We start from the raw sequence: 12,146 nt of genomic DNA, 5'->3' as shown, positions 1-12,146 counted from the left end.
AGGCTTGAATAACTTACCCGTCATTTTTTTAATGGGACCAACAGCTGCAGGGAAAACCGAACTGGCAATTGCATTATGCGAGCACCTTAACACTGAAATTATCAGTGTTGACTCCGCACTTGTATATAAAGATATGAATATTGGTACGGCTAAGCCCGATGCTGATGAATTAGCGCGAGCGCCACATCATTTGATTGATATTATTGATCCAGCAGAGAGTTATTCAGTCGCAGATTTTCGTCGCGATGCAATTGAAAAGATTGATCTATTTCATGAGCAAGGTAAAGTACCTGTACTGGTTGGCGGTACAATGATGTATTTTAAATCATTACTTGATGGCTTATCACCGCTACCAGAGGCATCACCCGAAGTACGTGCTGAGCTTGAAAAAGAAGCAAAGCAGTTTGGTTGGCCGCATTTGCACAAAGAGCTTATTAAAATTGATCCTGATGCTGCGAGCAAAATGAGTGAAAATGATTCACAACGCATTAATCGTGCGCTCGAAGTGTATCGTATAACAGGTAAAACAATGACAGAGCTGCAAAAACAAAAGCAGCCTGAGTTACCATATACTTTCCATCAATTTGCGATTGCACCTGATGATCGCAGTGAATTGCATCAGCGAATTGAGAAAAGGTTTAAAATAATGCTCGACCAGGGGTTTGAAAATGAAGTTTCATCCCTATATAAACGTAAGGATTTACACCCCGATCTGCCATCAATTCGTTGCGTAGGTTATAGACAAATGTGGGATTACATTGCAGGCGAAACTGACTATGATGAAATGGTCTTTCGTGGTATTGCAGCCACACGGCAGTTAGCCAAGCGACAGCTAACTTGGTTAAGAGGTTGGCCAAATGTTACTTGGTTAACCACGGGTGATGAAGAAAACTTGCAACGTGTAGTAAGTTCGCTAAGCTAGTAGTAGTTGAAAAAAATTTAGCTTTGTTAAATGAGTTCAGCTACTTAATTATAATAACACCTAGAACGAAGGAAAATAACATGGCAAAAGGCCAGTCGTTACAAGACCCATTTTTGAATGCGTTACGTCGTGAGCGCATTCCAGTATCAATCTTTTTGGTTAATGGCATTAAACTTCAGGGTAAAATCCAGTCATTTGACCAATTTGTTATTTTACTAGAAAACACCGTAAATCAAATGGTGTATAAACACGCTATTTCTACCGTTGTTCCAGCGCGATCTGTTAACTTCCAAGGTGTACAAGGAAGTGATGATGCAGAAGAGCAAGAAGCTGGAAACTTTTAAATTTAGGAGCGTAATGCTTGTTTGACCGTTATGAAGCCGGCGAACAGGCAGTTTTAGTTCATATCGACTTACCTAAAGAGGGGGATCGCGAAGATCTTCACGAATTAGAGTTGTTGGTATCTTCTGCTGGTGTTAGTAGTTTGGCGATTGTGCAAGGCAGTCGTCAAGCACCACATCCGAAACTATTCGTCGGGACCGGAAAAGCAGAAGAAATCGCTGAAACTGTCAAAATCCACAATGCAGATGTCATCATTTTCAATCATCAACTTAGCCCGTCACAGGAGCGCAATTTAGAGCGCGTTTGCCAGTGTCGTGTACTTGATCGTACGAGTTTGATCTTGGATATTTTTGCGCAGCGAGCGCGTACCCACGAAGGTAAACTTCAAGTGGAGTTGGCTCAGCTTCGCCATATTTCTACTCGCTTGATTCGTGGTTGGACCCACCTTGAAAGACAAAAAGGCGGGATTGGTTTACGAGGACCGGGTGAAACTCAACTCGAGACAGATAGACGCTTACTGCGTGCAAGAATTAAGAATATTCGTGCCCGTTTAGATAAAGTCGCTGTTCAGCGTGAGCAGGGGCGACGTGCGCGTACTCGAAATGAAATCCCCACGGTGTCATTAGTTGGGTATACCAATGCGGGTAAGTCGACACTCTTTAACCGTATAACAAATTCTGATGTGTATGCAGCGGATCAGCTGTTTGCAACACTTGATCCAACGTTACGTAAGTTGGACATTGGAGACATTGGCCCCGTTATTTTGGCCGATACGGTGGGCTTTATTCGCCACTTACCACATGATTTAGTGGCTGCCTTTAAAGCAACATTAACAGAAACGCGTGAAGCCGATTTACAGCTTCATGTGATTGATGTGGCAGACCCTCGCCGTAAAGAAAATATTGAGCAGGTGCAATCGGTACTCAAAGAAATTGAGGCAGACGATGTGCCACAATTATTGGTTTATAACAAAATTGATGCGCTAGATGACGTTGCGCCACGTATAGATAGAAACGACGAAGGGCAACCTATTCGCGTTTGGCTTTCGGCACGTACGGGGGTCGGTTGTGAGTTGTTGTCTGAGGCAATTAATGAGTTACTTGCCAAAAAAATGTTTGCCGATGAGCTTAAATTACCGCCACAACACGGGCGTATTCGTGCCGCATTATTTAATTTAAATGCTGTGCATGAAGAGCAATTTGATGAGCAAGGCAATTGGCTTTTGTCAGTACGTTTGCCTATGGCGGAATGGAATCGTTTGAAAAAAGAAATGGGGCATGACCTCGATTCTTTTGTAGCGGCGAACTAAAAATCAGCAGCATGTGTCATTTTTAGTATGAGAAATGCTGTATATTTGATAGATTTAACCTAATTCATTTAGATAACAATGGAGTATAGCTATGGCCTGGAATGAACCGGGTAATAATGGCAATGATAAAGATCCGTGGAATAATAAAGGCGGTAAAGATCAAGGCCCACCTGATTTAGACGAGGTACTGCGTAAGTTCTCCGGCAAGTTTGGCGGTTTATTTGGTGGTAACAAACCAGGTAACAACGGCGGCGGACTTGGTGGCGCAGGCATTTCTTTCATTTTAATCATTGCCGTCATCGTATGGGCATTGAGTGGTATTTACACCGTAAAAGAAGCCGAGCGTGGTGTGGTTCTACAGTTTGGTCAATTTGATCGTATTGCTGAACCTGGCTTACGTTGGAAGATGACGTTCATCGAACGTGTTATTCCTGTTGATATTGAAGCCGTTCGTTCATTATCAGCAAAAGGGTTTATGCTCACCGAAGATGAAAACGTTGTTAATGTTGAGTTTGAAGTTCAGTACCGTGTAATTGACCCACATCTTTACAAGTTTAGTGTAACGGATGCTGATCACAGCTTACAACAGGCACTTGATAGTGCACTGCGTTATGTCATTGGTCATGTGAAAATGGACCAAGTACTCACAACAGGTCGTGAGGTAGTTCGTCAACAAACATGGGATGAACTAAACAAAATTATCGAGCCTTATAACCTCGGTATTATTGTCAGCGATGTGAACTTTAAAGACTCTCGTCCGCCGGGCGAAGTGAAAGATGCCTTTGATGATGCGATTGCAGCGCAAGAAGATGAAGAACGTTTTATTCGTGAAGCCGAAGCATATGCCCGTGAAATTGAACCGCGTGCACGTGGTCAAGTCACACGTATGACACAAGAAGCAGAAGCGTATCGCGAACGTATTACCCTTGAAGCACAAGGTGAAGTGGCACGTTTTGAAAAGTTATTACCTGAGTACCAAGCAGCAAAAGAAGTCACGCGTCAGCGTTTATATATTGATGCAATGGAACAAGTGTTAGGTAACAGCTCTAAAGTGTTAGTCGATGTGAAAGGTGGCAATAACATGCTGTATTTACCACTTGATAAAATCATGGAAAAGCAAGGCACAGCAATGCGAGTTGCACTTCCAAGCTCAAGTGATATCAAGGACCTTCGCAATAAGATAAACACATCACGAAACAGCACTGTTAATCCAAGCGGTGATCGTTTCGCTACTGACCGTTTTAATGAGGGGAGATAAACAAGATGAAAAACTTTAGTTTAGTCATACTCGCCCTTGCTCTTGTATTGTCGTTCTCAGCAGTATTTGTTGTGCAAGAAGGCGAAAAGGCAATTGTGCTGTTATTCAGCAAAGTACAAAAAGACGACAGTGATAACGCGGTGGTGTATGGGCCTGGTTTACATCTTAAAGTCCCATTTTTTAGCCAAGTACGTCGCTTAGACGCACGTATTCAAACGCTAGATGGTGCACCAGACCGCTTTGTAACCAGCGAGAAGAAAGACTTAATTGTTGATTCGTACGTAAAATGGCGTATTAACGACTTTAGCGCTTTCTACTTGCGTGCTCGTGGTGATAAGCAATACGCTGAAACACTCCTAAAGCAAAAAGTTAATAACGGACTGCGTACTAACTTCGGTTCGCGCACTATCAGAGAAATTGTCTCTGGTGAGCGAAGTGAGCTGATGGAAGAAGCATTAGTACAAGCATCAGAAAGTGCGCAAGAGTTAGGTATCGAAGTACTTGATGTGCGTGTTAAGCAAATTAACTTACCACAAGAAGTGAGTAGCTCTATTTTCCAACGTATGCGTGCTGAACGTACTGCAGTGGCAAAAGAGCACCGTTCTGAAGGTCAGGAAAAAGCGGAAACAATTCGTGCAGAAGTCGATCGCCGAGTCACCGTTATGCTTGCTGATGCAGAGCGAAATGCACGTACTGTGCGCGGTGAAGGTGATGCGAATGCCGCAGCTATCTACGCGAACGCATACAGTAAAGATGCTGAATTCTTTAGCTTTGTTCGTAGCTTAGAAGCATACAAAAATACCTTTAAAGATAAGCAAGACGTGATGGTTCTATCACCGGATAGCGATTTCTTTAATTACATGAAAGGTTCTAAAGCACAGTAATTTACTGTCGCTGCTAAAAGCCCCGCCTATTTTGCGGGGCTTTTTTGTTTCTGAGATTGCTTAAAACATAGACTGTCTGTTTTTATAAACCTCTGTTCTGCCTGTAATTGTGCTATTAAATAAGATGATAAAAATTCAGCCGCAGAAAAAATAAGCTAAACGGGGTGATCTTTCACCTCGTTTTCTGGTAAAATCTCGTCCTAATTTTTTCTAAGTGAATTTGCAATGGGTAAAAACGTTGTTGTACTAGGCACCCAATGGGGTGACGAAGGTAAGGGTAAGGTAGTTGACCTCCTTACAGACAAAGCATCTTTAGTAGTTCGTTATCAAGGTGGTCATAACGCAGGCCATACTTTGGTGATCAACGGTGAAAAGACGGTTTTACACCTTATTCCATCGGGTGTATTACGTGACAATGTTAAGTGTGTGATCGGTAATGGTGTTGTTTTATCACCAGAAGCATTAATGAAAGAAATCGGCATGCTAGAAGAGCGTGGCGTACCAGTACGTGAACGCTTATTAATCAGCGAAGCATGTCCGCTAATTTTACCTTTCCACATTGCATTAGATTTAGCCCGTGAAAAAGCACGTGGCGATAAGCCAATCGGTACGACAGGTCGTGGTATCGGTCCAGCTTATGAAGACAAAGTAGCACGTCGTGGTATACGTGTTGGTGACTTATTCAACCCTGAACAGTTTGCTAGTAAGCTTAAAGAAGTATTGGAATACCATAACTTCACGTTAGAGCATTACTACAAAGTAGAGCCAGTGGACTTCCAAAAGACATTTGACGATGCAATGGCAATCGCTGATATCTTAAAAGCAATGGTTGTTGATGTTACTGAGCTTCTTGATCAAACACGTTTAGCGGGCGACAACATCTTATTTGAAGGTGCGCAAGGTACGTTACTTGATATCGACCACGGTACATACCCATACGTAACATCGTCTAACACTACTGCAGGTGGTGTAGCTACCGGTGCGGGCTTTGGTCCATTACACCTTGATTACGTATTAGGTATCATCAAAGCTTACACAACACGTGTAGGTTCAGGTCCATTCCCTACCGAGCTTTACGACGGTCTAGATAAACAAGACCCAGTAGGTAAGCACTTAGGTGAGAAAGGCCATGAGTTTGGTGCAACAACGGGCCGTTTACGTCGTACAGGTTGGTTAGATGCAGTGGCTATGCGCCGTGCAGTACAAATCAACAGCATCTCAGGTTTCTGTTTAACTAAACTAGACGTACTAGACGGTTTAGAAACACTGAAAATCTGTACTGGTTACCAGTTAGAAGATGGCACAGTAACGAACGTTACACCATTAGCTGCTGAAGGCTACGAGAAAGTAACACCAGTATACGAAGAGATGCCTGGTTGGTCTGAAAACACAGTCGGTGTTACTTCAGTTGAAGAGCTGCCAAAAGCAGCGATTGACTACATCAAACGTATCGAAGAAATCACTGGCGTGCCAGTTGATATCATCTCAACAGGTCCAGACCGTGTTGAAACAATGGTATTACGCAACCCGTTTGCATAATCACGATATGTTTAAAAAAGCTGCTTCGGCAGCTTTTTTGTGCCTAAAATTTATTCTGGAATGAAAATTGTATATTATTTACTAAGACAGATTTTCATTAAGTGATTTTGATGCGTGTTTTATTGCCTTTAACATTCCTCTTTTCAAGCCTAGCCATGGCTGAAGAGCCTATTACAGCAGTCCCTTTGTATACTGAGAGCGAGTTAATTGGCTTAATTAATAAAAATGCACATTTGGCACGGGTAAAGGCTGATGATTGCCAGCTAGTACAAGATATTGAAGCGCGAGCCAATAAAATGGCGTTGCCATCGTATCAATTCCTGTATGGTGATATGTTAGCGTATGCGGTGTGTGTAGACCGCAATGTTGAGCTGGGTGTTTATTACATGCGCCAAGCCGCACAGCAAGGTTTCGCAGCGGCACTCGAGCAGCTTGGTCGTTACTATGATGTCGGCCAATTAGTACAGAAAGATAAAGCCATGGCGGTCACCTACCTCAGAGAAGCGTCGGCACAGGGAAACCTTAAAGCACAAATTCGCTTGGTTAACCTATTCAATCAAGGCTATGGCAGCCCTCGTGACTATGAAGACGCCTACCGTTGGTTATTTCACTCAATGGTGGCTGACAAAGCACAGCATAAAAAAGTAGAACAGTTACTGGCTAAATTGGCAGAAAAAATGCCCGACAGCGTTGTCGCCCGCGCCCGTCTACCTGAATAAACAAAGGCCAGCAAATGCTGGCCTTATCGTTATTATTAGTCTTCTTTTTTCTCTTTATTTTTACCGTTATTCGGATCTTTTAAAACAGAAAGTTTAGGAGGCTGTAGTGCCACGACTCGTTCACCAACTTGAGGTGTTTTTTCCATGTGGGTGGTGAAAGGGCGAAGACGTATAGGTGAATCATCGTCATCATCTTTTTCACCATTTAGAATAAACAATGGAATTGCTTCACTGTTGACTTCTTGGTACTGCTCCCAGCTAAACTCGTCAGAAATACGCGTTGCACTCACTTTACCCCCTTTCGCGATTAAGCTACTTAAACGAGCATAGGCCCCGTTATCACCAAATAAAATTTGTCGTGATAAGAACGTCGCACTGTCTTTATTCGCTTTAGCGTGGTTGGTTGATGAGCGCAGTGAAAATACATTTTTTTCATCCAATAGGTGAGAAAAATACTGTACGCCCAAGGCATTATGATGACGGTTTGGCGACAGTGCCAACACGTTTCTAATTGTGGTTAGGGGTAAGTAACGCTCAGCATGTTCTGATTGCGGGTTACCGTAATAACAGGGTAAACCATCCATGCGCGCCATGCGACAGTTTTCCCACGCGGGGTCAGATAAATGAACAGGAATGTTTTGTTCTTTTAAACCACAGGCGATAGCACGTGCAACATGGTTTGCACCTATGATAAGAATCGTATTAGGTGACGGCTGACGTACTTTTAATAATTTAGCTAAAGGCGTTGCCGTTAAACTCTGTAAAACCACTGTGACGATAATGACTGTGAAGATAAGTGGCACTATTTTTTCTGCATCCGCGATACCGGCTTCGACCATGCTTAGGGCAAACACAGAGCCTACTGCTGCCGCGACAATACCGCGTGGGGCTATCCACGATAAGACGAGACGAGATTTTAAGGGTAAATCACTTTTAAACGTCGAAATTGCGATACACGCAGGACGCGCCACAAATAAAACAATGGCTAAAAAGATAAACACGTCGCTGTGCAGCATCATTAAGTCGGATAGCTGCAAACGTGCAGCCAGTAAGATGAACAGGGATGAAATGAGAATCATCGACAGGTCTTCTTTAAATTCAAGCACAGAGTCTATTTCTAAGTCGTCCTGATTAGCAAGCCATATACCAAAGACGGTAACAGCAAGTAGTCCTGATTCATGGCTTAAGTGGTTAGAAACCGTGAAACTAATGAGCACTAAGGCTAGTATGCCAAACTTATGTAGTTCGAACGGTAACCACTCTCGGCGAATAAGTAGGGTTGTTAACCAGCCAGCGACGACACCGATTGTTAAACCAACGCCTAAGGTCTTGAATAAAGCAATGATCGTGTGGCTGAGTACTTCGCCCTGACCAACAAGCATGACGGCTTCAAATACAAGCACTGCAAACAAGGCACCAATGGGGTCAATAACAATACCTTCCCAGCGTAATATACGGTCGATATCTTGCGTAGGCCGCATTGAGTTTAATAAAGGGGCAATAACCGTAGGGCCGGTAACCACTAATACTGCCCCCAGAACTGCTGCAACACGCCAGTTTAGTTCTAAAATCCAATAGGCACTGAGGCTTATAATTAAACAGGTGGTGATCATACCGATGGAGCATAGGTTTCGAACAACTTTGCCTATGCCTTTTAACTCTCGAAAATGAAGCGTTAAGGAGCCTTCAAAAAGGATCACTGCAACACTCAATGACACGACAGGGAAAAGCAAGTCGCCGAGTAAGGCATCGGGGTTTAAAATGCCGCTAAATGGGCCAAGTAATAAACCCGTTAGTAGTAAAAATAAAATAGCGGGTACACGAAACGCCCAGGCTATCCACTGTGCTAACACAGAGCACAAGGCGATCCCTGCTATATAAATTGCTGACATAGAATAAAGTATCCTTTAGTTACTACTATTTAAAAACACCAACGAGATAGGTAATCGCGTTTGAAAACGATAAACAGTCGTTAACTTTTAAATAAAATTGCTTACCTATTAAAGCCTACTCACCGTCATAGACACAAGCAAACTTGTTGCTTCACATACGATTTTAGTCGTTATTACTACTTTTTGGGCTGCTTTCGACAACAAAATCCTTAAAAGTTGATAAAAAATCATTAATTGATAAATGCTAGGTCTTAACTTTTTGTTATTTGAGCTCTATTTTTCAAGGTTATGGTAAGTATAAAAGGTATGATTGCTTTTCAGACTTGATCTTACCCCCATGTTTACCGTATTATATTTCGTGTTCAAACAATTTGATATCTAAATGATTGGTAACGAAAACCCTTTCTACTTAGAGCTTAAGCTCTATTTAATCAATTGTTTGGCGAGCTAAGTGTGTATTTTACACTTTGTTTTCTAATTAAATAGAAATGAGCTTGGTCCTATTCAGTGTGTATTTATTACGTGTTGAATAGAATATAAGTTCATTGTCTGGTCAATGTTTAGTTCCCATCGTGGCTGCTAAATCTCGGTCATACAGTCTACACCCTATCTGTTGGTGTACCAGACTGTATAGGCTCTATGTATGTTGTTATTAATAAAAGCCGCACACAGCTTTTTACAGCGATACATAAACAACACTTATCTTTTTATAACAACTTATGGTTTATAACCGTTTGGTCTACTGACTGAATAAAAGTTGTGCTATATCTAATCGCATTACTTGCGTGGCTTAGCTGTGTGCTCAGATAAGTGGTTTGACAGATTAATTATGATCAGTGCGTTTAGCTCGGCTAAACGTGAGTCTTTTAATCAGTGGCATTTTGACACTGAACAGATAGTAAAATGGAAAGTTGAACAGTTATGCAAAAGTTTAAATGGCAACGTATAGTACTAAAAGTTGGTAGCGCCTTAATCGCACCTGATCAAGATGGGTGTCGTTCTCGCTATTTACTGACCATTGCACAGTTCATCGTTCGTTGTCGAGCGCAAGGTATCGAAGTTATTTTAGTATCGTCAGGTTCGGTGGCTGCTGGTTCGCATTTATTCCCAGAGCAAGAGCAACGCTCTGTGACGATGAAAAAGGCAATGGCAGCGGCTGGCCAAACAGAAATGATGGCCATGTGGGATCGCTTTTTTGATTTCCCATCGGCGCAAATTTTATTAACGCATGGTGATTTGCGAGACCGTGAACGCTATACAAGTATTAGAGAAACAGTATTTACTTTACTTGAGCACGGTGTATTGCCCATCATTAATGAAAATGACACGGTAACAACCGACGATTTAAAAGTAGGTGATAACGATAACTTATCAGCCATGGTTGCGGCTGCGGCAGATGCGGATGCCTTGATGATTTTCTCAGATGTCGATGGTTTATATGACAAGAACCCTAATTTACATGAGGACGCTGTCTTATTACCTGAAATCGAAAGCATCGATGAATCAATTTATGCTATGGCTGGGTGTGCAACCAGTGCTGTAGGTACTGGCGGTATGAAAACGAAAATAGAAGCAGCAGAAAAAGCGACTTCACATGGTATCACCACCTATATTTTAAACGGGTTTAAAGAAGAAACATTTAACCGTTTATTAGCAGGTGATAATCCAGGCACTATTTTCACCCCATACGAAAAACCAATGCAAGAAGCGGTGCATTGGATGACTCACACTGCCAATGAGCAAGGTGAAGTTGTGGTTGAAGGTTCAATTAATGAATCATCAAACCGAGAAAATGGGTGTATTCGCAGTGATGAAATTCTTGCGGTACACGGAGAATTTGGCGTAGGCGATACTATTTTAGTACGCAGTGACGATGGTACGCGCCTAGCAAAAGCAACAGCGAATTACAGTAGCTGTTTATTAAGTTTTATAGCTGACAACGAGCAAAGTGAATTTAGCGAGAAAATGCAGGATTCAATTGGCCCCGTTGTTTCAGAGAAAGATATCGCATTATTGGAGAAGTCATGAGTTTAATTACGGATATTTCGAGCCAAGCAGCACACGCTGCTACCCAGCTAGCCTTACTGGATACAGCCACTAAAAATCAGGTTTTAACTGAGATGGCACAGGCACTTCGTGAAAGTAAAGCGTTCATTATCAAAGAAAATGAAAGCGATTTAGCTGCGGCGCGTGATAATAATCTCCCTGGGTCAATGATTGATCGCTTAACGTTAAATGATGAGCGTATCGAAGCCATGGCTGAAGGGATTGAGGTAATTGTTAGCCTTGACGATCCTGTGGGTCAACTACGTGAAATTACTGAGCGCCCGAATGGCATTAAGATCAGTAAAATGCGTGTGCCTTTAGGTGTGGTGTGTATGATTTACGAAGCGCGTCCTAATGTAACAGCGGATGCGGGTGCATTGTGTTTCAAATCAGGTAACGGTGTCATATTACGCGGTGGTAAAGAAGCGCTTAAAAGCTCGCAAGCGATTGCCAGTGTGATGCACAAAGTATTAGAAAAGCATGGCCTGCCAACAGCGTTAATTTCGGTGATTCCAGACCCAGACCGCGGTTTACTCATGGAGCTGATGCAGCAACGTGACACCATTGACTTAATCATTCCACGTGGTGGTGAAGGCCTAATTAACTTTGTAACAGAAAACAGTACGATTCCTGTTATTCAGCATTTTAAAGGCGTATGTCATCTTTATGTAGATAAAGACGCCGACTTAAATGTGGCTATTAATCTATTACTTAACGGTAAAACGCAGCGTACAGGCGTGTGTAATGCACTTGAAGGTTTAGTTGTTCACCAAGATATCGCTGATGAGTTTTTAAACTTATGTGCAGTGGTACTGCGTCAAGAAGGCGTAAAAGTGAATGCAGACGCAATAGCCGCAGCGTATTTTGACAACGCGACTGTACTGGGCGACGATGAGTTTGGTGAAGAGTACCTCGATTTAGAAATCGCGATTAAAGTTGTTCCTGATTTCGCGGGTGCGATTGACCACATTGCTAAATTCGGTTCTAACCACACAGAAGTGATCTGTACAAAAGACCAAGCTGCTGCGCAGTTATTCCAACGTAGTGTAGATGCTTCAGTGGTTATGGTTAATGCATCGTCTCGTTTTTCTGACGGCTCGCAATTAGGTTTAGGTGCAGAGATTGGTATTGCAACAACCAAGCTGCATGCTTATGGCCCAATGGGCTTAGAGTCACTCACGACAGAAAAATACCTAGTGAACGGCGAAGGTCAAATTCGCGAGTAATTATTTACA

Annotated in this window: 10 protein-coding genes; 9 read left to right on the top strand and 1 reads right to left on the bottom strand. The window is 42.5% G+C overall.

The features are described from left to right. Nucleotides 1–4: 4 nt before the first annotated feature. The 7 genes from miaA (at nt 5) to GZH31_RS15095 (ending at nt 6,973) form a co-directional block, all read left to right on the top strand. Nucleotides 5–922: a tRNA (adenosine(37)-N6)-dimethylallyltransferase MiaA gene (gene miaA, locus GZH31_RS15125; RefSeq protein WP_074989208.1), complete on the top strand. Its 918-nt coding sequence runs from the start codon at nt 5–7 to the stop codon at nt 920–922. Nucleotides 923–1,002: 80 nt separating this feature from the next. Then, nucleotides 1,003–1,266 (top strand): RNA chaperone Hfq, encoded by a 264-nt coding sequence (gene hfq, locus GZH31_RS15120; protein ID WP_036973352.1) that lies wholly within the window; start codon nt 1,003–1,005, stop codon nt 1,264–1,266. 17 nt (nt 1,267–1,283) lie between these two features. After that, nucleotides 1,284–2,573, top strand: a complete 1,290-nt coding sequence (gene hflX, locus GZH31_RS15115; protein ID WP_036973351.1) for a ribosome rescue GTPase HflX — start codon at nt 1,284–1,286, stop codon at nt 2,571–2,573. Nucleotides 2,574–2,664: 91 nt separating this feature from the next. Next, nucleotides 2,665–3,831, top strand: coding sequence for an FtsH protease activity modulator HflK (hflK, locus tag GZH31_RS15110; RefSeq protein WP_180311204.1), 1,167 nt, complete (start codon nt 2,665–2,667; stop codon nt 3,829–3,831). Nucleotides 3,832–3,836: 5 nt separating this feature from the next. Further along, the gene (hflC, locus tag GZH31_RS15105; protein ID WP_036973349.1) at nt 3,837–4,715 is read left to right on the top strand and encodes a protease modulator HflC; all 879 of its coding nucleotides are present in this window, start codon (nt 3,837–3,839) and stop codon (nt 4,713–4,715) included. Between the two features lie 225 nt (nt 4,716–4,940). After that, a complete protein-coding gene (locus GZH31_RS15100; RefSeq protein ID WP_036973348.1) occupies nt 4,941–6,254 on the top strand; it encodes an adenylosuccinate synthase in 1,314 nt (437 codons plus the stop codon). 110 nt (nt 6,255–6,364) lie between these two features. Then, nucleotides 6,365–6,973 carry a tetratricopeptide repeat protein gene (locus GZH31_RS15095; protein WP_036973347.1) on the top strand — a complete coding sequence of 203 codons (609 nt, stop codon included), beginning with the start codon at nt 6,365–6,367 and terminating at the stop codon, nt 6,971–6,973. A 35-nt stretch (nt 6,974–7,008) separates the two neighbouring features. Here the strand turns inward: GZH31_RS15095 and GZH31_RS15090 are convergent, their stop codons facing one another. Next, the gene (locus GZH31_RS15090; RefSeq protein ID WP_036973346.1) at nt 7,009–8,865 is read right to left on the bottom strand and encodes a sodium:proton antiporter; all 1,857 of its coding nucleotides are present in this window, start codon (nt 8,863–8,865) and stop codon (nt 7,009–7,011) included. 921 nt (nt 8,866–9,786) lie between these two features. On the opposite strand from GZH31_RS15090, the gene proB reads away from it, so the two are divergent. Then, nucleotides 9,787–10,893, top strand: a complete 1,107-nt coding sequence (gene proB / locus GZH31_RS15085) for a glutamate 5-kinase (protein WP_036973345.1) — start codon at nt 9,787–9,789, stop codon at nt 10,891–10,893. After that, nucleotides 10,890–12,137 carry a glutamate-5-semialdehyde dehydrogenase gene (locus GZH31_RS15080; RefSeq protein ID WP_036973344.1) on the top strand — a complete coding sequence of 416 codons (1,248 nt, stop codon included), beginning with the start codon at nt 10,890–10,892 and terminating at the stop codon, nt 12,135–12,137. Before proB ends, GZH31_RS15080 begins: the two co-directional genes overlap by 4 nt. The last annotated feature ends 9 nt before the right edge of the window (nt 12,138–12,146 follow it).

The organism is Pseudoalteromonas sp. JSTW, assembly GCF_013423925.1.
Lineage (GTDB): Bacteria > Pseudomonadota > Gammaproteobacteria > Enterobacterales > Alteromonadaceae > Pseudoalteromonas > Pseudoalteromonas lipolytica.
The sequence above is the reverse complement of the archived record's forward strand: the minus strand, read 5'-3'. Positions and strand labels throughout refer to the sequence as shown.